Genomic DNA, 23,467 nt, shown 5'->3' on the forward strand with positions numbered 1-23,467 from the left:
TCAGTTACCCGGGGAGCCGTAGCTCATGCTGATGGTGGGCGCGACCCGCAGGGCGGGGGCCGGTTGAGGGGCGGTCGGCGCGGGCCTGGCGCCGCGCTGCAGGTCCTGCAGCACCCGGGCGCCGGGCCCGAAGGCCTGCATCTGCCCGCCCCGCAGCACTAGCAACTGGTCGGCACCGGCGATCAGGGCCGGCTTGTGGGTGATGAGGACCAGGGTGCGCTTGCACTCGCGCAGCCGGGTGATGGCGGCCAGCAGCGCCTGTTCGCCCGCCTCGTCCAGGTTGGCGTTGGGCTCGTCCAGCACGATCAGCGCCGGCAGGCCGTAGAGCGCGCGGGCGAGGCCGATACGCTGGCGCTGGCCGCCGGAGAGCCCCGCGCCGCCTTCGCCGAGGCGGGTGTCGTAGCCCTGCGGCAGCTTGAGGATCAGCTCGTGCACACCCGCGAGCCGGGCAGCCTCGACCACCCGGGCCGGGTCGACGGCGCCCAGGCGCGCGATGTTCTCGGCGATGCTGCCGGCGAACAGCTGCACGTCCTGGGGCAGGTAGCCGATATGCGGGCCGAGGGCGGCCCTGTCCCAGTGCTGCAGGTCGGCACCGTCCAGGCGCACCTTGCCGGAGGCGGGCTGGGCCGCCCCCACCAGCAGGCGGGCGAGGGTGGACTTGCCCGACCCGGAGGCACCGAGGATGCCCAGGGTCTCGCCCGCGGCCAGCTCGAAGCCGATGTTGGCCAGGCAGGGTTTGCGGGTGCCGGGCTGCATCGCGCCGAGCTGCTCGACCGCCAGGCGGCCCTCGGGCGGCGGCAATGGCATGCCGGCGCTGCGCGGCGGCTGGGCCTGGAGCAGGTCGTGCAGCCGGGCGTAGGCCAGGCGCGCGGTACTCCATTGCCGCCAGACGGCGATGAGCTGGTCGATGGGCGCCAGCACCCGGGCCATGAGGATGGAGCCGGCGATCATCATCCCGGGGCTGATCAGCTGCTCGATGGCCAGCCAGGCCCCCAGCCCCAGCACCAGGGACTGCAGGGCCAGGCGCGCGACCTTGGACAGCGCGGTGATGGCCGCCATGCGCTCGCTGGCCTGGCTCTGCCGTGCCAGGAAGCCCTGGTGCAGGCCCGCCCACTGCTGGCGCAGGGCCGCGAACATGCCCATGGCCTCGGCCACCTCGGCGTTGCGCAGGTTGGCGGCGGCCTGCTGCCCGGCCAGCTGCGAGAGCCGCCCGGCCTCGCTCAGGGGCTCCAGCGTGACGCGCTCGTTGAGCCAGGCCAGCCCCATCAGCACCAGGGCACCGACCAGCGCGAGCAACCCCAGCCAGGGGCTGAACATGAACATCACCAGCAGGTAGAGCGGGAACCAGGGCGCATCGAAGAAGGCGAACAGCGCCTGCCCGGTGGCGAACTGGCGCAAGGCGTTGAGATCGCCCAGAGCCTGCGACGCCGCGCCCCCGCCATCCGCCGCCAGGCTAGCCTGGAAGGCAGCCGCGAAGACGCGCGGATTGAGCTGCATGTCCAGCCGGCTGCCGAGGCGGATCACCACCAGGCTGCGCACCCACTCCAGCACGCCCATGAAGGCGAACAGGCCGAGCACCATGATGCTGAGCATCAGCAGGGTCATCTCGTTGCCGGATGACAGCACCCGGTCGTAGACCTGCAGCATGTAGATCGCCGGGGCGAGCATCAGCAGGTTGGTCACGGCGGTGAACAGGCCGATGTTGAGCAGGGCGGCCCTGCAACCCCCGAGGGCCTGCAGCAGGTCGTCCGGCTTGGGAAAAGGCATGCGCTTCATCGAAGACCCCAGAAGGGCCGCGCCCGGCGATTGACGCCCGCCGGGCGCGGCCACAGAATTCGCGCCACCGCAGCCTGGGCCCTGCAAGACACGGGCTGCGGTGGCAACAACGGAGCGAATGGAGGAGTGATCTTCCATTCGCTTTTTTTACGCCTGGGCTCAGGCGGCCAGGGCCAGGTCCTCGACCGGCGCCTGCACGCCCACCGCCTCGGCCGGAGCCAGGCTCAGCGGGCCGGCGGCCAGGGCGGCGGCCACCACGTCGAAGGTGTCGCCGGTGTCCACGCCGTAGTCGTCCAGCAGGCCGTCGAGCACGCCCTGCAAGGCGGTGGCGTCGCCGCTCATCAGGCCGTAGACGACCTGGTGGACGATGCCGGCATGGCCTTCGCTGAGCAGGCTGGACAGGCCCAGGCCGCTGAAGCTGGCTTCCGCGCCACCGCTGAAGTCGAAGCCGGATGCATCCCGGGTGACGTCGGCGCCCAGCGAGACGGTGTCCAGCGAGCCATACAGGGTGTGGGCCGGTGCGGAGAACAGCGAGTAGGTCAGGTTGCCTTCGGCAACGAAGCCGGCATCGCTGTTCGGGCTGGTCAGCGCGTACTGGGTGCCGCTCAGGGTGCCCGGGTAGAAACCACCGGTGTTCACGCCGTCCTCGACTTCACCGACGCGATGGTTGGCGTCACCGAAGTAGCCCGCCCAGTCGGCCAGGTAGTCGCTGATGGTCCAGCTGGAGTAGGTGGTGGAGTAGGTGATGGAAAGGCTCATGCTCGTTCTCCGATTGAGGTTTCACAGGTTGGCGCCGCACGGCAGGCAGCCGCGCGGCGGTTTTGCCCTTCATGGGCAAATGCGGCTCAGAAGCTGTATTCCACGGTCCCCTGCAAGGTGCGGCCACGGCCGAGGGTGAAGGCCAGCACGTCGCCCAGCGGCACCAGGTAGGCGCGGTCGGTGACGTTGTCGAGGGCCAGGCGCAGGGTCAGGGAGTCGCTGGCCTGGTAGCTGCCGTAGAGGTCGTAGACGGTGTAGGACTTCCAGTCGGCGGGGTAGATCTGGTCGCGGGCATCCGGGTCCCCGCTGTCCAGTGCATAGCCTTCGCTGTAGCGGGCGCGGGCGCCGACATCCAGGCGACGGTCGAACAGGCGGGTGCCGAGGGTCAGGCTGCCGCGGTCCATGGGCATGTGCTCGGCGGTGCCCATCATCCCGCCACAGCCGACCATGGCGTTCGCGGCCTGGTTCGGCACCATGCCGATGACCGGGGGGCGACGCCCGGTGCCATATACCGGCGAGGTGACGCCACCCAGCCAGGCCTGGTTCCGGCAGTACTGGTTCGCGCCGATCATGTGGGTGTAGGTGAGGTTGCCGTAGTAGCCGCCCGTGTCGTAGTCGAGGGCGTATTCGACACCCCGGAAGCGCGTGCTGGTGAGGTCGTTCACATAGGCGGCGATGCCCAGCGCGGGCAGGCCATAGCCGGGGCGCTGCAGGCCGACCGACATGAAGGTGAAGTCTTCGATGCGCGTGTCGAAATAGGCGACCTTCAGGCCCAGGGCATCGCCCTCGGTGATGAGGTTCCGCCTGAAGACGTTGAACCCCGCCTCCCAGGACTGCGAGCGCTCCGGCTTGAGGAGCGGGTTGGGGTACAGGGTCTCCGCGCTGCCGCCGTGGGGGCGGCCGGAGATCAGCGTCTCGGTCACCGCCGGCGGGCGCCAGCCCTCCCCATAGCTGGCGAACAGCTGCAGCCAGTCCACGCCGGGCCTGACCGAGAGGCCGAAGGTCGGGGAAAACCGGCCCTCTTCCCGGTCCACGTCATAGCGCAGCGGCACGGTGGCCTGCTGGGTGGTGCCGAGGGTGAAGGTGCTGATGTTCATGCCGGTCTCGCCCTTGAGGCGGTAGCGGTCGTAACGCAGGCCCGCGCTCAGCGTCAGCCAGTCGTCGTAGTCGAATTCGAGGTTGCCGAACAGGCTGCCCATGGCGCGCTCGCCCCGGGGCGTCATGCCTTCGGATACCGGATAGTCCACCGCCGAGCTGGCGGCCGTGGCCTGGGTGGAGTCGGGGCGGACCTTGTCGAGGAAGTACTCGAGGCCGTAGTTGGCCTTCAGGCCGGCACGGTCGAGCAGCGCGAGGGTCGAGGTGTTCTGCAGCTGCAGGCCATAGGTGTCGGTCTGGTAGGTGACGTCGTAGCCGGCGGCGGCGCCGCGGGTCAGGGTGCTCTGCTCGTTGCGATTGTCGACGTGGTAGAGCTTGGCCTTGAGGTCGACCAGCGGGTCGTCCGGGCTGTAGCTGTAGTCCAGGGCGAAGTTCTGCGACACCACGTTGCTGCTGCCGAGCTTTTCCCAGAGCTCGGCGTTCTCGACGTTCATCATGTTGGCGTCGTCATAGGCCACCTGGGTGCGCAGGTAGGCGAACTGGAGGCGCTGGTCGGCGGGCAGGTTCCACCCCAGCTTGGCCAGGCGCGAGCGCATGGTGGAGCCGGAATAGGCGACGGGCGAGTGTTTGATGCGGTCGGCGACGCCCGGGTCGCTCCCGGCACCGGTGCGCAGTTCGCCGATGCCGCCGTGGGTCCCGGGATCGTAGTCACCCAGGTGGCGCTCGCTCGCCGCGACGAGGATGTCGCCGATCTCGTTGCCCAGGGCGAAGGCGCTGCTGCCGATGAAATCGGTGCCGTTGGCGTGGCCACCGAGGCCGGTGGTGGCGCGCAGGCGGCCGCCGAACTCCTTGCCCGGGCGGATGAATTCGCGGGCATCGAGGGTGCTGAACTCGGCCACGCCACCGATCACCCCGGCGCCGCCCATCCCGGAGGTGGCGCCCTTCTCGAGGGTCACGGCCGAGAGCAGCTCCGGGTCGATGTACATCGTGCCGTTGCGCTGCTGGTGGCCACTCTGCTGGAAGTTCTGGCGCATGCCGTCGATGTTCATGTTGACCCGGCCATAGTCCTGCAGGCCGCGGATGTTCACCGAAAGCCCCGGGTCCTGCTGACTGACGGCGGTGTACACGCCCGAGGTGGCCTCCAGCATGTCGGCGGCGTGGCGCGGCGGGTTGCGATCGATCTGCTCGCGGCCGATCACGGCGACGGAGCGGGGTGCCTCGTAGACCCAGTCATCGGCGATCGCCTGCCCCTGGACATGGGTGGCGCCCAGTTGCAGGGCGCGGCCATCGGCCCCGGCGTAGGTACGGCTCAGGCTCACCTGGCGCGGCGAGGCGAAGCTGAAGCTCACCGGGTGGCCATGCAGCAGGGCCCGCAGGCCCGCCTGCACATCGAGGCGACCGCGCACCGCATTGCCCTGCAGCCCCTCGAGCAGGGCGGCGTCGAAGATCACCTGCACGCCGGACTGCTCGGCGAAGGCCAGCACCGCGCTGTCCAGCGGCTGCACCGGAATGTCGAAGGCGATCAGGACCTGCTGTGCCTGCCTCGCCAGCGGATCGGACTCGACGGCCTGCAGCGCCCCCGCGCAGGCCAGCACCCAGCTTCCCCCCAAGGCGAGCAGCGCACGACGGCATCGCTGGCCCGGCCCCTTGCATACGTTCATCGGTCTTCCTTACGGCTTCGCTGTTGTTGGTGAATGAAAATCACTCTCAACACCAAGACGAGCCAGCCGGGAAAACTCAGTAAGTTTTTTTCGGGATTCTTGCAGGGGGAATGCCGGAGCCCGCATCGGGCGGGCTGCCGGCTCAGTAGAGGAAGGTGACGCCGGGCAGGTCGAGGCGGTTGACCCCGAGCTCGTGGGTGAGGGTGTCCAGGGCCTCGTCGAGGATGTCGAGGCGGAACACGCCGCTGACCTCGCGACCGGCCAGGGCGGAGTCGCTGATCAGCACGCGGCCGGGGCGGTAGCGGTTGAGCTGCTCGGCGACCTGCCCCAGCGGCACGCGCTCGAACACCAGCACCCCGCGCCGCCAGCTGGTGGCGCGCTGCAAGTCACGCGGGGCGAGGGTCTCGATGCCGCCATGGGCGTCGTAGCGGGCGCTCTGGCCCTCCTGCAGGATCTGCTCGCGCGCCCCCCGCTCGGGCGCCCGTTCCAGCGCCAGCGCGACGCTGTGTTCGGTGACGCCGACCCAGGCGCCGTGCGCATCGTCCTGGCTGACCAGGAACTGGGTGCCCAGCGCGCGGGTGGTGCCCCCGGCGCTCTCGACCACGAAGGGTCGCGTCTCGTTGGGCCCCAGCGGCGCCACGGTGAAGTAGGCATCACCGCCGAGCAGGCGCACCCGGCGCTCGGTGTCGCTGAATTCCAGGTCGATGGCGCTGCGGGTGTCGAGCTCCACGCGGCTGCCGTCCGGCAGCTGCACCTGGCGCACCTCGCCCTTGGCGGTGGCATGGTCGGCCAGCAGGGGCAGCAGCATCTGCTGGCCCTGCTCGACGCCGAGCCCGGCCAGCAGCAACACGGCGGCAGCACTGGCCGCCCAGCGCAGGCGCGGACGCCGGCGGGCCGGCTGCTGTGGCCGCGCCCGTGGCAGCACGGGCGCATACGCGGGCGCGGGCATCTCGCCCAGGCGCGCGAGGTCCGCCCAGGTGCGCTGGGCGAACTGCAGCGCCGGCCCATGGCGCGGGTCCTCGGCCTGCCAGCGGGCCAGGGCCTGCGCCTGTTCGGCGTCCAGGGCCCCGGCGCCGAGGCGGATGGCCCAATCGGCGGCTTGCTGGCGGATGTCCTGCTCGCGCAGGTCGTGGCTGATCACGGCGGTCTCTCGAGTTCTCGTTATAGGAATGCTGACGTCCGAGGGGCCGATACTCGGTAAACCATTTGTCATCTTTCGCTCGAAGCGCCGGTTTGCAGGCGCTGCATGACATGCGCCAGGGCCTTGGACAGGTGCTTCTGCACCGAGCTGTCGGAGATATCCAGCTGCCGGGCGACCTCGGCGTGGGTCAGGCCTTCGAGGCGGTTGAGGCGGAAGATTTCACGGGTGCGCGGCGGCAGTTCCGCCACCGCCTCGCGCAGCCGGTGCATGTGCTGGGCCTCGGCGGCTTCTTCGTCGAGGCCGGGGCGTTCTTCGACTATTTCCTCCAGCGCCTCGTGGGGCACCGACTCGGTCTTGCGCCGCGACTGCTGCCGGGCGTGATCGATCATCAGGTTGTGGGCGGTGCGGTAGAGGTACGCGGGGCTGTTGTCGATGCGTTCCTTGCCACGCTGCTCGGCCAGGCGCAGGAAGCTCTCCTGGACCAGGTCGGCGGCCAGCTGCGGGTCGCGCACCTTGCGCGTCAACAGGCTTTGCAGGGCCTTCGCATGCTTGATGAAAAGGCTCTTGAGATCGGGCTCCGACAAGCGCGCTCCCTGACTGGCGGAGGTGAGGGAGCGCCATTTTATTTTTATTGAGAATTAGTTGCAATTGAGAAAGAGGCTTCTCAGCTGGCCGGCACCAGCAGGGTGGGCAACTGGTCCTTGAGCTTCTGGTTGTTCAGCGGCGCGCGGATGAAGCCGCGCTGGGTGCCGTCCGGGCCGATCACCACGAGGTTGCCGCTGTGATCGACGGTGTAGTTTTCCTTGCTGGTATCGGCCGGGATGAAGGGGATGCTCACGGCATTGGCGAGCTTCTGGATCGAGGCCAGCTCGCCGGTGTAGCCGAGGAAGGCCGGGTCGAAGTAGCCCAGGTACTGCTTGAGCTGCTGCGGGGTGTCGCGGTTGGGGTCGACGCTGACCAGCACCACGCGCAGGTTGTTGCGCGCCGCCTCCGGCAGCAGGCCCTTGAGCTCGCGCATCTGCGCCAGGGTGGTGGGGCAGATGTCCGGGCAGAAGGTGTAGCCGAAGAACAGCAGGCTCCATTTGTCCTTGAGCTCGTTGACCGCCACCGGCTTGCCGTCCTGGTCGGTGAGGCTGATGGACGGCAGGGTGCGGCTCTGCGGCAGTAGCACGATGCCGGCATCGAGCAGTTGGGTGGGGTCGGCCTGGCGCTGGTTGTTGAGCACCTTGTGCACGGTCAGGCCGAGCACCAGCGCCACCAGGGCGATGAGGACGAATACGGTTTTCTGCACACGGGTCATGGGCGGTCTTCACTCGGGAATTCGGTGGCGGCAAGACTAACCGCGAAGCGCGCCGATGGCACGGTCCGCGGTGTAACAGCCTTTGGAGTCAGATGTTCAGCAGCAGGTAGTGGTCCACCAGCAGGGCGATGAACAGCAGGAACAGGTAGGCGATAGAGTACTTGAAGGTCTTGATCGCGGCGTGCGGTCGGCTGTCGCGGTAGAGCACCCAGGCCCACTGCAGGAAGCGCCCGCCCAGGGCGACGGCACAGACCAGGTAGAGCAGGCCGCTCATGTGGATGGCGTAGGGCAGCAGGCTCACGGCGAACATCACCAGGGTGTAGAGCAGGATGTGCACCTTGGTGTAGTGCTCGCCATGGGTCACCGGCAGCATGGGGATGTCGGCCTTGGCGTACTCCTCCTTGCGGTGGATGGCCAGGGCCCAGAAGTGCGGCGGGGTCCAGGCGAAGATGATCAGCACCAGCAGCAGCGGCTCGGCGGACAGGTGCCCGGTGACCGCGACCCAGCCGAGCAGCGGCGGGGCGGCGCCGGCGAGGCCGCCGATGACGATGTTCTGCGGCGTGGCGCGCTTGAGGAAGCCGGTGTAGATCACCGCGTAACCCAGCAGCGAGGCGAGGGTCAGCCAGGCGGTGAGCTCGTTGGTGAAGTGCAGCAGCAGCACCTGCCCGGCCACCGCCAGGAGCAGGGCGAACACCAGCGCAGCGACGGGCGAGACGCGGCCGTTGACCACCGGGCGCTTGAGGGTGCGCGCCATGATCGAGTCGATGCGCCGGTCCACCACGTGGTTCACCGCCGCCGCCGACCCGGCGCACAGGGCGATGCCGAGGTTGCCGAAGATCAGCACCTCCCAGGGCACGCCCGCGCGGGTGGCGAGGAACATGCCCACCAGGGACGTGATGAGCATCAGCACCAGCACCTTGGGCTTGGTCAGCTCCAGGTAGTCGCGCCAGCTGGCGTGGACCCGGGCCTGGCGTTCGCTGAGCGGAATGGCCATGGCGTCTCTCCTTCTTCTTGTGTTCAGGCAGGCTTGCCGGCGTGCAGCCGGACAGCCGTTGTCGAGCGTTCGGCGGCGAGGGCCGGCGCGCGCACGCGGTAGTTCACCAGCACCAGCGTCAGCAGCAGCAACGCGCCGCCGCCGTTGTGGGCCACCGCCACGGGCAGCGGCAGGTGGAAGATCACGTTGCTGATACCCAGGCCGACCTGCAGCGCCAGGGCACCGAGCACGAGCGCGGCGAGGCGGCCGAGACCGGCGGCGCGCAGGCGCCAGGCGAGCACCAGCAGGGTCAGGGTCACCACCAGGGCGCCGAGGCGGTGGGTCATGTGGATGGCGGTGCGGGCGTCGCTGTCCAGCTGCCCGCCCAGGTAGTTGGGGCCGATGTGCTGGCTGAGGTGGAAGCCGTTGGCGAAGTCCATCGCCGGCCACCACTGGCCGTGGCAGGTGGGCAGGTCGACGCAGGCCACCGCCGCGTAGTTGGAGCTGACCCAGCCGCCGAGGGCGATCTGCCCGATCACCAGCAGCAGGCCGAGGGCCGCCAGGCGCCGCAGGCGCGCAGGCAGTTGCAGCGGGGCGAAGGCGCCGGACAGGCGCAGGCTGAGCAGGAACAGCAGCGCCAGGGTGGTGAAGCCGCCGAGCAGGTGCGCGGTGACCACCTGGGGCCAGAGCTTGAGGGTCACCGTCCACATGCCGAACGCGGCCTGGGCGATGACCACGCCCAGCAGCAGCAGCGGCAACTTGCGCGGCTGGCCGTCACGCCCGCGCCGTACCAGGGCATGCACCGCGAGGCCGAGGATGGCCAGGCCCAGGGTGCCGGCGAAGTAGCGGTGGATCATCTCGTTCCAGCCCTTGTCGGCCTCCACCGGCGCCTCGGGGAAATGCACCTCGGCGTGGGCCAGCTGGGCTTCGGTCTTGGGCACGCCGATGAAGCCATAGCAGCCCGGCCAGTCGGGGCAACCGAGGCCGGCATGGGTCAGCCGGGTGTAGGCGCCCAGCAGCACCACCACCACCGCCAGCGCGGTGGCCAGCACCGCGAGGTAGAAACCGGGACGGGAAGATATTTGCATGTGGAGAACTCCGTTTTCTCAGCTGCAAGCTTCAAGCCTCAAGCGACAAGGGAAGAGCAGGCCTCTTGCAGCTTGTAACTTGCAGCTTGCCGCTGCCCTCAACCTATATTCGAGAGCTTCATGAGGTGCCGCAGGTCGTTGAGGATCTGCTTGCCCTTGATCTTCGCGTCGTAGCGCAGCACCAGGTTGCCGTGGGGGTCGACGATCCACAGCTGCGGGCCGGTGACGTCGCTCTCCACCGCCTTGCCGTACAGGGCCGGGTCCAGGCCGTAGCGCTGCAGGCGCGGGTACTCGCGCTCCAGGGTCTGCTGGTAGTCCGCCGACAATGGCTGGCCGACGGCGAAGGCGTGGCTGGCGCGCCCGGCCTCACGGCCGAGGCCGATGTGGATCTGCCGGGCGACGTAGACCAGTTGCTGGCAGTCGGCCTCGCAGCCTTGCGGTGCGGTGACCAGCAGCTGCCACAGCGCCTCGTCGCCTGCGCCCTGCACGCCGAGGTCGGCGCGGGTCTGGCCGTTACCGATCAGCGCGCCGTGGTAGCTGCGCCCGTCCGGCACCCAGAAGCGCAGGTGGTACATGGCCGAGGCCAGCACCATGGGCCCGATCACCACCGCGAGGATCAGCAGCAGCTGCAGGCGCCCGCGCGAGCGGCGCGGCGGCGTATCAGGCAGAGCGAGGGCTGGGTTCATCCGTTGTCTCCCGTGCTTGGCGAAAACCGAAATAGATGAAGAGCGCGCAGAGGGCCGCCGCCATGGCGAACCACTGCACGGCGTAGCCGAGGTGCTTCTCCGGCCCCATGGCCACCACCGGCCAGTCGGCCTCGTAGGCGGCGAGGCCGGGCTCGATGCGCAGCTCGAAGGGCAGGCCGCCACGGCCGAGCTTCTGCCACAGGGTGCGCGGCTCGACCTGGTTGATCAGTTGCGGCCATTCGGTGCCTTCGACGTGCTTGAGCTCGAAGCTGGCGCCGGGCGGCACGTAGACCCAGGCGTCGAGGGCCAGGGCCTGGTGCGGGGTATCGAATTGCGGCGGGGTACGCCGATCCAGCCAGGGCAGCCAGCCCCGGTTGACCAGCAGCCAGAGCCCGCTGGCCTGGTCGTAGAAGGGTTGCAGCAGCTCGACGCCGGGCTTGCCGGCACGGATGCGGCTGTCCAGCAGCAGGCTGTGCTGGTCATCGAAACTGCCTTGCAGGCGCACCCGCACATAGGCCGGGTCGGGCAGGCGCTCCAGGTCGGTGATGGCGATGGGCTCGGCGTTGCGGCGCGCCTCGTAGCCGGCCAGCAGCTGGCGCTTCTCTTCGGCGCGGGACAGCTGCCAGATGCCCAGCCCGACGAGCACGGGCAGCAGCGCCAGCACCACGAGGGTGGGCACGAGGCCAGGCCGGAAAGACCTCACCCGGCGCGGCCTGGAGCCTGGAAAGCTCTGGCTATACTGCACGACATCCCCCTCGCCCCCGGAGTCGCCCCATGCTCAAGGCGCTCATCGTTCTCTTGCTGCTGGCCACCGTGGTCAGCCTGTTCAGCGGCCTGTTCTTCCTGGTCAAGGACGAGGGCCGCGGCTCACGCGTGGTCAACGCCCTCACCGTCCGCGTCATCCTTGCCGCCCTCACCATCGGCCTGGTGGCCTGGGGCTTCTACAGCGGACAGCTGGTGTCGCATACGACCTGGTAACCAGAGCTGGAAGCTTGAAGCCAGAAGCCGGAAGAACTGCTTCGGGCTTCCCGCTTCCGGCTTCCAGCTGCTTTTTCAAAGCACATACACAAAGATGAACAGCCCCACCCAGACCACATCGACGAAGTGCCAGTACCAGCTGGCGGCTTCGAAGCCGAAGTGGTGGTCCGCGTCGAAGTGGCCGCGCAGGATGCGCACCAGCATCACGGTGAGGATCAGCGTGCCCATGGTCACGTGGGCGCCGTGGAAGCCGGTGAGCATGAAGAAGGTGGCGCCGTAGATGCCCGAGCCCAGGGTCAGGCCCAGTTCGGTGTAGGCGTGGATGTATTCCTCGGCCTGCAGGGCGAGGAAGGCGACGCCCAGGAGGATGGTCAGGGCCAGCCAGATCTTCAGCAGCTTGCGGTTGGCCTTCTTCAGCGCGTGGTGGGCGAAGGTGACGGTGAAGCTGGAGGTCACCAGCAGGATGGTGTTGATCAGCGGCAGGTGCCACGGGTCGATCACTTCCTTGGGCCCGGGGAAGAGTTTCGGGTCGGGTGTGTTGAGCAGGGGCCAGGTGTACTGGAAGTTGGGCCACAGCATGTTGGCCACGCCCTTGTCGCCTTCGCCGCCCAGCCAGGGGCCGGCCCAGGTACGCACGTAGAACAGCGCGCCGAAGAAGGCGGCGAAGAACATCACCTCGGAGAAGATGAACCAGCTCATGCCCCAGCGGAACGAGCGGTCCATCTGCGGGCTGTAGAGCCCGCCACGGCTTTCCTTGATCACGGCGCCGAACCAGCCGAACAGCATGTACGCCAGGCACAGGGCGCCGACGAAGAAGATCAGCGGGCCGTTGGAATCGGGGCGCGCGGCCTTGAGGTCGTTGAACCAGGTGCCCAGGCCGTAGACGGTGACGAGCATGCCGATGGTGGCGATGATCGGCCATTTGCTCTGGGCGGGGACGTAGTACTGCTCGTGACTTGCCATCGTTGTTGTTCTCCTTGTCGGCGCGTCAACTGCCGGTCTTGGCGACCGGGGGCTTGCGGGCCGTGATATCGAACAGCGTGTAAGCGAGTGTCAGGTGGTGCACGTCGGGCGGCAGGTCGCGGTCGACGATGAAGCGCACCGGCATCTCGATGCGCTCGCCCGGCTGCAGGACCTGCTGGGTGAAGCAGAAGCATTCGGTCTTGTGGAAGTACGCGGCGGCCTTGGACGGCGAGATGCTGGGCACCGCCTGGGCGGTCATGGGCTTGTCGGTGGTGTTGTGGGCGATGAACAGCATTTCGTTGCTCGCCCCCGGGTGCACCACCAGGTCGTCCGCCTTGGAGCGGAACTCCCAGGTCATGTCCGCCGCATTGGTGGCCAGGAACTGCACCCGCACCTGGCGCTTCTCGTCCAGCGCCTGGCTGCCCTCGTAGGCGTTGGCGTTGGTCTTGCCATTGATGCCGAAGGCCACGCACATCACGTCGTAGATGGGCACCAGGGCGAAACCGAAGCCGAACATCGCCACCACCAGCACCAGCAGGCGCGGGATGAGGCGGCGATTGTTCAGGTCCCCGCTCATTTCACTTCACCTCCGGCGGGGTGCTGAAGGTGTGGTAGGGCGCCGGCGAGGGCACGGTCCACTCCAGCCCCTCGGCACCGTCCCAGGGCTTGGCCGGTGCGGGTTTGCCGCCACGGATGCACTTGATGACGATGAACAGGAACAGCAGCTGGGTGGCGCCGAAGGTGAAGGCGCCGATGGAGGAGATCATGTTGAAGTCGGCGAACTGCAGGTTGTAGTCCGGGATGCGTCGCGGCATGCCGGCCAGCCCCACGAAGTGCATGGGGAAGAAGGCCAGGTTCATGCCGACGAAGCTCATCCAGAAATGCAGCTTGCCGAGGGTCTCGTCGTACATGTGGCCGGTCCACTTCGGCAGCCAGTAGTAGGCCGAGGCGAAGATGCCGAAGATGGCGCCGGGCACCAGCACATAGTGGAAGTGGGCCACCACGAAGTAGGTGTCGTGGTACTGGAAGTCCGCCGGGGCGATGGCCAGCATCAACCCGGAGAAGCCGCCGATGGTGAAGAGGATGACGAAAGCCACCGCGAACAGCATCGGTGTCTCGAAGGTCATCGAGCCCTGCCACATGGTGCTGGCCCAGTTGAACACCTTCACCCCGGTGGGCACGGCGATCAACATGGTGGCGTACATGAAGAACAGCTCGCCGGTCAGCGGGATGCCGACCACGAACATGTGGTGCGCCCAGACGATGAAGGAGAGGAAGGCGATGGAGGCGGTGGCGTAGACCATCGAGGTGTAGCCGAACAGCGGCTTGCGCGCGAAGGCCGGGATGATCGAGCTGACCGCGCCGAAGGCGGGCAGGATCATGATGTACACCTCGGGGTGGCCGAAGAACCAGAACACGTGCTGGAACAGCACCGGGTCGCCGCCGCCGGCCGCGCTGAAGAAGCTGGTGCCGAAGTGGATGTCCATCAGCATCATGGTCACGCAACCGGCCAGCACCGGCATCACCGCGATGAGCAGGAAGGCGGTGATCAGCCAGGTCCAGACGAACAGCGGCATCTTCATCAGGGTCATGCCCGGGGCGCGCAGGTTGAGGATGGTGGCGATCACGTTGATCGCACCCATGATCGAGCTGATGCCCATCAGGTGGATGGCGAAGATGAAGTAGGTGACGCTCTCCGGCGCGTAGGTGGTGGACAGCGGCGCGTAGAAGGTCCAGCCGAAGTTGGGCCCGCCGCCGGCGGTGAACAGGGTGCTGATGAGCAGGCCGAAGGCCGCCGGCAGCAACCAGAAGCTGAAGTTGTTCATGCGCGGCAGGGCCATGTCCGGCGCGCCGACCATCAGCGGGATCATCCAGTTGGCCAGGCCGACGAAGGCCGGCATCACCGCGCCGAAGACCATGATCAGGCCGTGCATGGTGGTCATCTGGTTGAAGAAGGCCGGTTCGACGATCTGCAGCCCGGGCTGGAACAGCTCGGCGCGGATCACCATCGCCATGGAGCCTCCGAGGAGGAACATGGCGAAGGCGAACCACAGGTACATGGTGCCGATGTCCTTGTGGTTGGTGGTGAGCACCCAGCGCATCAGGCCCTTGGCCGGACCGTGGTGGTGATCATGCCCGGCATGATCGTGGTCGATCACTGCACTCATGTCATTTCTCCTCGGCTTGTTTGAGGGCCAGGACTTCCTTGGGCGTGACCATGTCGCCCGTGTTGTTGCCCCAGGCATTGCGCTCGTAGGTGATGACGGCGGCGATGTCGACTTCCGACAGCTGCTTGCCGAAGGCGGCCATGGCGGTGCCGGGCTTGCCGTGGAAGACGATGCTGAGGTGGTCCTCCTTAGGCCCGGTGGCGATCTTCGAGCCCTTGAGCGCCGGGAACATGGGCGGCATGCCCTGGCCCTCGGGCTGGTGACAGGCCGCGCAGGTGGTGTGGTAGACCTTGTCGCCACGGGCGGAGAGCTCTTCGAGCGTCCACTCCTTGTCGGTCAGCTCCTTGAGCTTGGCGACCTCCTCCTTGCGGCCGGCGAGCCACTTGGCGAAGTCCTCCTTGGACTTGGCCTCGACCACGATGGGCATGAAGCCGTGGTCCTTGCCGCAGAGCTCGGCGCACTGGCCGCGATAGAGGCCGGGCTTGTCGATGCGCGTCCAGGCCTCGTTGACGAAGCCGGGGATGGCGTCGCGCTTGACCGCCAGCGCCGGGACCCACCAGGAGTGGATCACGTCGGCGGCGGTGATCAGGAAGCGCACCTTGGTGCCCACCGGGATCACCAGCGGCTCGTCCACCTCCAGCAGGTAGTGCTCGTCCTTCTCCGCCTTGTTGTGGATCTGCTCGGCGGGCGTGGCGAGGTTGCTGAAGAATTCGACGTCCTGGCCCAGGTACTTGTAGTTCCACTTCCACTGGTAGCCGGTGACCTGGATGTCCAGCTCGGATTCGGAACTGTCGTAGATGTCGATCAGGGTCTTGGTGGCCGGTATCGCCATCAGCACCAGGATGACGAAGGGCACGACCGTCCAGAGGATCTCCACCGTGGTGCTCTCGTGGAAATGCGCAGGTTCCTGGCCGGTGGAGCGGCGGTGGATGATCATCGACCAGAACATGGCGCCGAACACGATCACGCCGATCACGACGCAGATCCAGAAGATCGTCATGTGCAGATCGAAAACGGTGCGGCTGACCTCGGTGGCGCCCGGTGTCATGTTGACGGTCCAGGCGGCTTGCGCCTGGCTGAAAATCGACCACAGCAGGAGTCCCATCCAGACTCGTGGATGTCGCATCATTGCGGGTTCCCCTTATCGTTCTTGTTATCCCGCCGGCTGGGCCAGCGGCTAAGGGAGCGGTCGTTAATACGGCTGACTTTAACGGCCGACCTTCAGCACGGTGGTGCGCAGTCGGGTGTCATCAGGTAACGCCTTTCGAGTCGGAGTATAGACACCGACTTGAAGCTGGCAACGCGGGGGGAAAATTGGCGCAACGGCCACAAGCCTTGTCCTAAACGCCACGGCTGGCGCGGGGTTGGCGAAGGTGCACGCACCCCGTTATCGCGAGTGCGCATAAGCATTACGGCATTATGACAATCGGGTCTTAGCTGCCCGCGACGGCGAGCTAAGTTGTGTCTTCCCCCTCCCTTCGATCCATGTCCTATCCAGGAGCAGTCATGAATACCCTCGCCCTGCGCGAACTCATCCAGCGAGCCCACGAACAGGAAGCCCGGAGCGGGCACCTGGCGCGCATCCTCTCCACCCAGCTGGACCGCCTCCACCCCGCGATCCGCCTGCCCGCCACCGACGCCGAAGGCGTACTGGCGCGCTTCGTCAGCGCCTACATCGAGCAGGTGCCGGACGTGCTCGACGCCGCCGCCAACGTCGCCCGCGAGGCCGGCATCGAGGCGCAGGTCAAGCCGGTGCTGAAGGTCGCCGAGCAGTTCTTCCTGCAGCCGCCGAGCATGGTGGAAGGCCACGAGGGCCTGGATGGCCTGCTCGACGAGGCCTACCTCGCCCACCGCCTGGTGGAGGAGGTGAACGATCGCTACATCGCCCACCTGGGCGAGCCGCTGATCCCCCTGGACACCACCGTGGCCAACCTCATCGCCCACCAGCTGATCGGCGAGCCCTTCGCCAACCAGCTGGACGAAGCCGTGCACCATGCGGTGGACGGCATGCTCGACGAGGCGGTGTTCGAACGCGCATCCGTGCAGCATTACCGCGACAGGCTGCACGACCCAAAGGTGGAAGCGGCGTGGAAGCGCTGGCCCTGCCTCTCGCGCCAGCTCGGCGTCGAACTGCAGCTGGACCAGGCGCAACGCGCCGCCGGCTGAACTTCAGACGGCGCGGCCGCGCAGGCTGAGCAGCCGTCCTTCCAGGCGCCGGTTCAGGGCACGGGGCTCGATCTGCAGGGCCCCACCCTGTCGCTGCGCGGCGCGCCCCCAGTCCTCCAGCAGCTCCATGCAGGCGTGGTCGATGTAGCTGAGGTTATCCAGCGGCACCTGCAGCCGCGTGCCCGGCGCCACGCCCTCCAGCACCCGCGCCAGCTGCGGCACCCGCAGGAAGGTGGCAGCGCCGGTCAGGCGCAGCTCCGCCTCGCCGGGAGCCCCCTGTACCAGGGCGATCTTCAGGCGCGAAGCCTTCCAGGCCAGCTTGGCCAGGGTCAGGGCGAAGCCGATCAGCACGCCACTGAGCAGGTCGAAGGCGACGATGCCCAAAGCCGTGGCGGCGTAGATCAGCAAGGGCGCGCGGCCGTAGCGCGAGAGGCCGCGCATGGCCTTGGCATCCACCAGCTTGAAGCCGGTGAACACCAGCACGCCCGCCAGGGCCGCCACCGGAATGCTCTGCAGCACCATCGGCAGCAGGGCGACGAAGGCCAGCAGCCAGCCACCGTGCAGCACGGCGGACAGGCGCGTGCGGGCGCCGGCCTGGACGTTGGCGGAACTGCGCACGATCACCCCGGTCATGGGCAACGCGCCCAGGACGCCACACAGCAGGTTGCCCACACCCTGGGCCGACAGCTCGCGGTCCAGGTCGGAGCGCGGCCCGCCGTGCATGCGGTCCACCGCCGCGGCGGAAAGCAGTGTCTCGGCGCTGGCGACGAACGCCACCACCAGCGCCGCCAGGAGGATCTGCGGGTCGGCCAGGCCGAGCAGATCGGCCGGGCGCAGCCAGTCGATGGCCTCGCCCAGGGTGGCCGGCACCGTCACCCGCTGCACATCGAGCGCGAGAGCCAGGCTGGCCAGGGTCGCCAGGCTGACACCGATCAGCGCACCGGGCAGGAAGCGCAGCGACTGCGGGCGCCAGCGCTCCCAGCCCCACATGCAGGCGATGGTGCCCAGGCCCAGCGCTGCGGCAGCCAGGCCGCTGCCGGGCCCGACCTGGGCGAGCGCGTTGATCAGCGTCTCGGGGAACGCCAGCAGGTTTTCCAGCCCCGATGCCTGGGGCCTGGCATCGAACATCACATGCACCTGCGACATCACGATGAGCGCGCCGATGCCGGCGAGCATGCCGTAGACCACCGCTGGCGCCGTGACCCGGAACCAGCAGCCCAGGCGCAGGCGCCCGGCGCACAGCTGCAACAGCCCGGCCAGCACCAGGATGGGCCCGAGCATGGCCATGCCGTGCTCGCGCACCAGCTCGAAGACCAGCACGGCGAGGCCGGCCGCCGGGCCGCTGACCTGCAACGGCGAGCCCGCCAGCCAGCCGACCACCAGGCCGCCGACGATGCCGGTGATCAGCCCCTTGGCCGGCGGCATGCCGGAGGCGATGGCGATGCCCATGCACAGCGGCAGGGCGACGAGAAAGACGACCACCGAGGCCAGCAGGTCCCGGGGCAAGGTGGATTTCAAGGAAGCAAGGCGCATGTCGCGATCTCCTGCGGCACGAGGGGCGCGGCGGTCTCGACCGCCACGGCGTATGGGGAGGGGCGTCAGGACGCCAGGTAGCGCGGGCGGGGCGTGGCCATGGCGACGCGGCCTTGCTGCAGCGGCAGGAAGCACCCGGCCTCGGCGTCGTAGGCGCGGATGGCGGCGGTCTCGATGTCGTACACCCAGCCGTGGATGAACAGCTGCCCGGCGGCCATGCGCGCCGCCACGGCGGGGTGGGTGCGCAGATGGTCCAGCTGGGCCACCACGTTCTCCTCGGTCAGCACGCCCAGGGCATCGTGCCCGGCACAATCGCAGTTGCGCTCCACCAGGCTGCGAGCCACCTCGGCATGGCGCAGCCAGGCGCTGACGGTGGGCATGCCGCGCAGGGAATCCGGGGCCAGCACGGCCTTCATCGCGCCGCAGTCGGAGTGCCCGCAGACGATGATGTGGTGCACGCCAAGGGCCATGACCGCGTACTCGATGGCGGTGGAAACGCCACCGTTCATCTGGCCGTAGGGCGGCACCAGGTTGCCGACGTTGCGGGTGACGAACAGATCGCCGGGCGAACTGTGGGTGATCAGCTCCGGCGCCACCCGCGAGTCGGCGCAGGTGATGAACATGGCGCGCGGCGACTGCTGCCGGGCCAGGCGCTGGAAAAGACCGCGTTGCTGGGGAAAGGTCTCCTCGCGGAAGCGCCGGCAGCCACGCACCAGGGTGTCGAAGGTGGTTGCGGCGTCGTTCTCTGCCAAGGGGGCGGGCGGGATGCTGCGGATGTCCTGTTTCATGCTTTCTCCTGTTTGCGTTCCGAGCGGGCCGGTGGCCCTCGTGACCTGCCGGTTGGTGGCGGCCTGCAACCCGACCGGGCGGTCGGGATGGAGAAAAACCTTAGGCGCGAAGACTTAACTCAAACTGAAGAAACCGCTCTGGAATGAGCATTACAGACGAATGGCCGATAGCAGTCTGCCAGCCCGGGCCAGCGATGGGACCACCGTGCAGGCGCTCGACGCGACGCAGGCGCAGCCGCGAAAGGGAGGAAGGAAACGGACGTTGCCCCGGCCGAAGCCGGGGCACCGGGGCTCACAGGTAGCGGGCGCGGGGCGTGGCCATCGGCAGCGGGCCGTCGCCGATGGTGCGGAAGCGACCGCTCTCGGCGTCGTAGGCGCGGATGGCGGCGGTCTCGATGTCGTACACCCAGCCGTGGATGAACAACTGGCCGCTGGCCAGGCGCGCCGCCACCGAGGGGTGGGTGCGCAGGTGGTCCAGCTGGGCCACCACGTTCTCCTCGGTGAGCACGCCCAGGGTCTCGTGGTTGGCGCAGCCGCAGTTCTCGGCGACCACGGTGCGGGCCACCTCGGCATGGCGCAGCCAGGCCTTGACGGTGGGCATGCGCTCCAGCTGCTCGGGGTTGAGCACCGCCTTCATGGCGCCGCAGTCGGAGTGGCCGCAGATGATGATGTGGTGCACGCCGAGGGCCATGACGGCGAATTCGATGGCGGTGGAAACGCCGCCGTTCATCTGCCCGTAGGGCGGCACCACGTTGCCGACGTTGCGGGTGACGAACAGGTCGCCGGGGGAGCTCTGGGTGATCAGCTCCGGGACGATGCGCGAGTCGGCGCAGGTGATGAACATGGCGCGGGGTTTCTGCTCATGGGCCAGGCGCTTGAACAGCTCTTCCTGCTCCGGGTAGACCTGGTCGCGGAAACGCTGGAAACCTTCGACGATGTTGCGCAGCGCTTCTTCGGCGCTTTCCTGGAGTTGCGGGGTATCGTGCTCGTCGCTCATGCCGACCTCGTTCGCCTTGGGACTCTGTAGGGGTAAGTGGGATTACTTTACCGACATGGTCGGATTTATCCGACCCCCTACAGGACACCGTTCGGCGCGCTGCGGTCACACGCCGGGTACGTAAAAAGCCGTGCCGTTCATCCCATCGCTCAGAGCAGGGCCATCTGCCCGCCGGGCGGGCAGAAGCGCGAGCAGTCCAGCGCCACGTCGCCGCGCTTCTCCAGGCCCAGGCGACGCATGGCCACGGCGAAGCGCTGGGCCAGCAGCTCGGCAAAGGCGCCTTCGCCGCTGAAGCGCTTGCCGAAGCGGCTGTCATAGACCTCGCCGCCCCGGCACTGGCGGATGATGCTCATCACGTGGGCCGCACGTTGCGGGTAGTGGGCCTGGAGCCATTCCTCGAACAGCGGCGCCACCTCCCGGGGCAGGCGCACCAGCATGTAGGAGGCGCTGCGCGCGCCGGCATCGCGGGCCGCCTCCAGCAGGCTTTCCAGCTCGCTGTCGTTGATCATCGGGATCATCGGCGAGCACAGCACGCCCACCGGTACGCGGTTCTCGCGCAGCACGCGGATCGCCCGCAGCCGTGCGGAGGGCGCCGCGGCGCGGGGCTCGAGCACGCGCTTGAGCGCGTCGTCGAGGGTGGTGAGGCTGATCATCACCTTGACCAGGCGCTGTTCGGCCAGCTGGGTCAGCAGGTCGAGGTCGCGCAGCAGCAGCGAGCCCTTGGTGACGATGGTCAGCGGATGGCGGTAGCGCAGCAGCACTTCCAGCACCTGGCGGGTGATGCGGTGCTCGCGCTCGATGGGCTGGTAGGGGTCGGTGTTGGCCCCCAGGGCGATGGGCGCGCACACGTAGCCGGGCTTGCTCAACTGCTGCTCCAGCAGGGCAGCGGCGTTGGTCTTGGCGATCAGCCGGGTCTCGAAGTCGATTCCCGGGGACATGTCCCAGTAGGCGTGGCTGGGCCGCGCGTAGCAATAGATGCAGCCATGCTCGCAACCACGGTAGGGGTTGATGGAGCGGTCGAAGGGCAGGTCTGGCGACTGGTTGCGGGCGATGATGCTCTTGGCCGTCTCGATGCGCACCTCGGTGGCGCGGGTCGGTGGCACTTCCTGGTACCAGCCGTCGTCCTCGGCCACCGAGAGGGTCGGGGCGAAGCGGTTGTAGGGGTTGCTACCGGTTCCACGGCCACGGGGCGGAAGGGTGACGGACATGGCGGACGCTCCGAAAATACTGTATGCATGAACAGTATATTCTTACAGCGTCCTACGCCAGCCGGTTTTCGTCGGAAAGCCCTACTCGTCCTCGCTCGGCGGCGTGAACGGCTCGATCAGGTACTGGCGACCGTGGGCCTTGCAGTCGGCGAGGGTGCCTTCGGCGGAGGCACGCAGCTGCAGGAAGCTGCTGCCGAAACGCTGTTCGTCGGTCTCCACCAGGCCGTCCTTCAGGTCCACGCTGTTGGCCATGGCCATGGAGTCGGCGTACTTGAAGTCATCCCCCCAGCCGGACTTGCCGGTCCAGAGGACGATGCGCTGGCCCTCCTGCCAGTGCACCGCCGCCTTGCGCTTGCCGTCCGGCCACTGGTAGCCGACCACGCAGAAGTGGTTGGTGCCGTCGTTGCGCCGGGCCTGCACCAGCAGGTAGCGCATGTCCTGTTCGGGATCGGCGAAGGCCTTGTCCTGGGCGATGTCGAAGCGCGCCACCTGGCCGCTGTAGATCGACGGGCCGAAGGGCTCGGCCGCACAGGCACCGAGGGCGACGAGGAGCAGGGCGCCGGAGAAGAGTCCGGCCAGGCGTGGGCTGTTCATTTCTTCGGTTTACCGGGGTTGTTGGGGTTGTCGATGAAGGCCTGGGTGAGGCTGAAGAAGGTCTGGCCACCCTTGTCGACCGCCTTGATGAAATAGCCGCCCGGGTTGCTGCCTTCGGTCATCCAGCCGTAGACCGGCGGCTTGTAGGGCTTGGCCAGGCTCTTGCCCGCCGCCACGTCCAGCGCGTTCTGCACATGCTGGCGGACGAAGGAGAAACGCAGGTCGGAGCCGTCGTTGGCCAGGCGCAGGTAGCTGTCGATCTTGCCTTCCTTGCTGCCGATGGACGGGTAGTTGCCGAACCCCTCGAACTGCAGCGGGTCGCGGGCGGTGATGAAGCCCGTCATGGTCTTGTTGGCCGGCTTGCCGAAGTGCTTGGGTTCGGAGAACGCCATGCGGTTCTCGATGACCTGGCGCATCAGCTGCATGGAGAACAGGGCCTCCTCCAGGCCGCCGGCGTTCTTCGGCACCACCGATTCGGCCAGCAGCAGGCGCGCGAGGCAACCTTCGTCGGTGCTGGCATCGGGCAGCGTCAACGCTTCCAGCACGGTGATGACCACGTGGATGCCGGAAGGCAGGTCGTCGGTGGCGGAAAAGGCTTCTACGCGCACCGACTGGCAGGCGCGCAGCGCCTTGATGGTGATGCTCTGCTCGCTCTGGCGATCGTTCGCGTCCTGCTTCACTTCCAGGCAGGTGTTGGCGCTCTTGATCCGGTAGTGCTTCTTGCCCGGGCCCAGGCCGTTGAGCTTCAGCTTGAGGACGTTGCCGACCACCAGTTCGAGGCTGCCGACGACCGGAAGTTTGTTGCGGGTGAAGGTGGGCACCTGGGTCTCCTTGCTGTATCGCCGCCCTCTGCGGCGGCTCCCTGTGCAGCGGGGCACAGCAGGGAAAATTACTCCCGGCCCCGCGCTGCGGCAAGGCGCCCGGTCGGCGGAAGTGACGCAGTTCGCCTCAGTCTTCGCGGACGCAGCGCTCCAGGGCATCGAGGTCCGCCGCCATGATCGCCGCCATGTGCCGGCTGATCGTCTCCACCGGCCAGTCCCACCAGGCAATGGCCAGCAGGCGCTCCACCACTGCGTCGGGAAAGCGCTGTTTCAGCGGCTCGGCCGGGTTGCCGCCGACCACGGTGTAGGGCGGCACGTCGCGGGTCACCACCGAGCGCGAGGAGATGATCGCGCCGTCGCCGATCGTCACCCCCGGCATGATCAATGCCTCGTAGCCGATCCACACGTCGTTGCCGATCCGGGTATCGCCCTTGTTGGGAAACTCGGACAGCTCCGGCATGTGCCGCTCCCAGCCACCGCCGAAGATCTGGAAGGGGTAGGTGGAGAAGCCGGAAAGCTTGTGGTTGGCGCCGTTCATGATGAACTTCACCCCGCGCGCGATGGCGCAGAAGCGCCCGATCACCAGGCGATCGCCGATGAAGGGGTAGAGATACAGGACGTTGCGCTCGAAATTCTCCGAGTCGTCCGGGTCGTCGTAATAGGTGTATTCGCCGATCTCGATCTGCGGGTTGTTCACCGTATTGCGGATGAAGCAGACCTGCGGGAAGCCGGCCATGGGGTGCGGGTTGCGGGGGTCGGGTCCGTGCATGGG

General features: G+C 67.9%; 23 protein-coding genes. 2 read left to right on the forward strand and 21 right to left on the reverse strand.

Annotation, left to right across the window (positions count from 1 at the left end; translation table 11 throughout):
• The 10 genes from ACYJSS_RS23500 to ACYJSS_RS23545 all read right to left on the reverse strand — a co-directional run bounded on the left by ACYJSS_RS23500 (window position 1) and on the right by ACYJSS_RS23545 (window position 11,182).
• Window positions 1-1,776, reverse strand: a complete 1,776-nt coding sequence (locus ACYJSS_RS23500; protein ID WP_373875106.1) for a type I secretion system permease/ATPase — start codon at window positions 1,774-1,776, stop codon at window positions 1-3.
• A gap of 159 nt (window positions 1,777-1,935) precedes the next feature.
• Window positions 1,936-2,535, reverse strand: a complete 600-nt coding sequence (locus ACYJSS_RS23505) for a heme acquisition protein HasA (protein WP_111259303.1) — start codon at window positions 2,533-2,535, stop codon at window positions 1,936-1,938.
• An 86-nt stretch (window positions 2,536-2,621) separates the two neighbouring features.
• Window positions 2,622-5,291, reverse strand: a complete 2,670-nt coding sequence (locus tag ACYJSS_RS23510) for a TonB-dependent receptor (RefSeq protein WP_275672223.1) — start codon at window positions 5,289-5,291, stop codon at window positions 2,622-2,624.
• 142 nt (window positions 5,292-5,433) lie between these two features.
• The gene (locus ACYJSS_RS23515) at window positions 5,434-6,432 is read right to left on the reverse strand and encodes a FecR family protein (RefSeq protein ID WP_236205069.1); all 999 of its coding nucleotides are present in this window, start codon (window positions 6,430-6,432) and stop codon (window positions 5,434-5,436) included.
• 68 nt (window positions 6,433-6,500) lie between these two features.
• Window positions 6,501-7,016 carry an RNA polymerase sigma factor gene (locus ACYJSS_RS23520; protein WP_021219872.1) on the reverse strand — a complete coding sequence of 172 codons (516 nt, stop codon included), beginning with the start codon at window positions 7,014-7,016 and terminating at the stop codon, window positions 6,501-6,503.
• Between the two features lie 80 nt (window positions 7,017-7,096).
• Window positions 7,097-7,732 carry an SCO family protein gene (locus tag ACYJSS_RS23525; protein WP_236205070.1) on the reverse strand — a complete coding sequence of 212 codons (636 nt, stop codon included), beginning with the start codon at window positions 7,730-7,732 and terminating at the stop codon, window positions 7,097-7,099.
• A gap of 88 nt (window positions 7,733-7,820) precedes the next feature.
• Window positions 7,821-8,726 (reverse strand): heme o synthase, encoded by a 906-nt coding sequence (gene cyoE, locus ACYJSS_RS23530; protein WP_111259298.1) that lies wholly within the window; start codon window positions 8,724-8,726, stop codon window positions 7,821-7,823.
• 23 nt (window positions 8,727-8,749) lie between these two features.
• Window positions 8,750-9,793 (reverse strand): COX15/CtaA family protein, encoded by a 1,044-nt coding sequence (locus ACYJSS_RS23535; protein ID WP_236205071.1) that lies wholly within the window; start codon window positions 9,791-9,793, stop codon window positions 8,750-8,752.
• Window positions 9,794-9,891: 98 nt separating this feature from the next.
• Window positions 9,892-10,479: a hypothetical protein gene (locus tag ACYJSS_RS23540; RefSeq protein WP_111259296.1), complete on the reverse strand. Its 588-nt coding sequence runs from the start codon at window positions 10,477-10,479 to the stop codon at window positions 9,892-9,894.
• Window positions 10,454-11,182, reverse strand: coding sequence for an SURF1 family protein (locus ACYJSS_RS23545; RefSeq protein WP_236205072.1), 729 nt, complete (start codon window positions 11,180-11,182; stop codon window positions 10,454-10,456). Before ACYJSS_RS23545 ends, ACYJSS_RS23540 begins: the two co-directional genes overlap by 26 nt.
• 71 nt (window positions 11,183-11,253) lie before the next feature.
• On the opposite strand from ACYJSS_RS23545, the gene ACYJSS_RS23550 reads away from it, so the two are divergent.
• Window positions 11,254-11,457: a twin transmembrane helix small protein gene (locus tag ACYJSS_RS23550; protein WP_111259294.1), complete on the forward strand. Its 204-nt coding sequence runs from the start codon at window positions 11,254-11,256 to the stop codon at window positions 11,455-11,457.
• A 75-nt stretch (window positions 11,458-11,532) separates the two neighbouring features.
• On the opposite strand, the gene ACYJSS_RS23555 is transcribed toward ACYJSS_RS23550, so the two are convergent.
• Genes ACYJSS_RS23555 through coxB form a run of 4 tightly spaced genes read right to left on the reverse strand, consistent with a single transcriptional unit; the run spans window position 11,533 to window position 15,717 of the window.
• A complete protein-coding gene (locus ACYJSS_RS23555) occupies window positions 11,533-12,420 on the reverse strand; it encodes a cytochrome c oxidase subunit 3 (RefSeq protein WP_111259293.1) in 888 nt (295 codons plus the stop codon).
• Between the two features lie 25 nt (window positions 12,421-12,445).
• A complete protein-coding gene (locus ACYJSS_RS23560) occupies window positions 12,446-12,997 on the reverse strand; it encodes a cytochrome c oxidase assembly protein (RefSeq protein ID WP_111259292.1) in 552 nt (183 codons plus the stop codon).
• Between the two features lies 1 nt (window position 12,998).
• Window positions 12,999-14,588, reverse strand: coding sequence for a cytochrome c oxidase subunit I (gene ctaD, locus ACYJSS_RS23565; RefSeq protein WP_111259291.1), 1,590 nt, complete (start codon window positions 14,586-14,588; stop codon window positions 12,999-13,001).
• Window position 14,589: 1 nt separating this feature from the next.
• The gene (gene coxB / locus ACYJSS_RS23570) at window positions 14,590-15,717 is read right to left on the reverse strand and encodes a cytochrome c oxidase subunit II (RefSeq protein ID WP_236205073.1); all 1,128 of its coding nucleotides are present in this window, start codon (window positions 15,715-15,717) and stop codon (window positions 14,590-14,592) included.
• 377 nt (window positions 15,718-16,094) lie between these two features.
• Here coxB and ACYJSS_RS23575 point away from each other — a divergent pair, with 377 nt between their 5' ends.
• Window positions 16,095-16,754, forward strand: coding sequence for a hypothetical protein (locus ACYJSS_RS23575; protein ID WP_111259289.1), 660 nt, complete (start codon window positions 16,095-16,097; stop codon window positions 16,752-16,754).
• 3 nt (window positions 16,755-16,757) lie between these two features.
• Here the strand turns inward: ACYJSS_RS23575 and ACYJSS_RS23580 are convergent, their stop codons facing one another.
• The 7 genes from ACYJSS_RS23580 to ACYJSS_RS23610 all read right to left on the reverse strand — a co-directional run bounded on the left by ACYJSS_RS23580 (window position 16,758) and on the right by ACYJSS_RS23610 (window position 23,464).
• Entirely contained in the window at window positions 16,758-18,287 is a 1,530-nt protein-coding gene (locus ACYJSS_RS23580; RefSeq protein ID WP_111259288.1) for a SulP family inorganic anion transporter, read from the reverse strand.
• A gap of 65 nt (window positions 18,288-18,352) precedes the next feature.
• Complete coding sequence (locus tag ACYJSS_RS23585) at window positions 18,353-19,075, reverse strand: carbonic anhydrase (protein WP_236205074.1); 723 nt, start codon at window positions 19,073-19,075, stop codon at window positions 18,353-18,355.
• Window positions 19,076-19,367: 292 nt separating this feature from the next.
• Entirely contained in the window at window positions 19,368-20,072 is a 705-nt protein-coding gene (locus ACYJSS_RS23590) for a carbonic anhydrase (protein ID WP_236205075.1), read from the reverse strand.
• Window positions 20,073-20,221: 149 nt separating this feature from the next.
• The gene (locus tag ACYJSS_RS23595; RefSeq protein ID WP_459480620.1) at window positions 20,222-21,280 is read right to left on the reverse strand and encodes a PA0069 family radical SAM protein; all 1,059 of its coding nucleotides are present in this window, start codon (window positions 21,278-21,280) and stop codon (window positions 20,222-20,224) included.
• 81 nt (window positions 21,281-21,361) lie between these two features.
• The gene (locus ACYJSS_RS23600) at window positions 21,362-21,874 is read right to left on the reverse strand and encodes a hypothetical protein (RefSeq protein WP_236205082.1); all 513 of its coding nucleotides are present in this window, start codon (window positions 21,872-21,874) and stop codon (window positions 21,362-21,364) included.
• A complete protein-coding gene (locus ACYJSS_RS23605) occupies window positions 21,871-22,695 on the reverse strand; it encodes a hypothetical protein (RefSeq protein ID WP_111259284.1) in 825 nt (274 codons plus the stop codon). Before ACYJSS_RS23605 ends, ACYJSS_RS23600 begins: the two co-directional genes overlap by 4 nt.
• A gap of 127 nt (window positions 22,696-22,822) precedes the next feature.
• Window positions 22,823-23,464 (reverse strand): Vat family streptogramin A O-acetyltransferase, encoded by a 642-nt coding sequence (locus tag ACYJSS_RS23610; protein ID WP_236205083.1) that lies wholly within the window; start codon window positions 23,462-23,464, stop codon window positions 22,823-22,825.
• Window positions 23,465-23,467: the final 3 nt, after the last annotated feature.

The sequence above is a fragment of the Pseudomonas sp. No.21 genome, assembly GCF_054558415.1.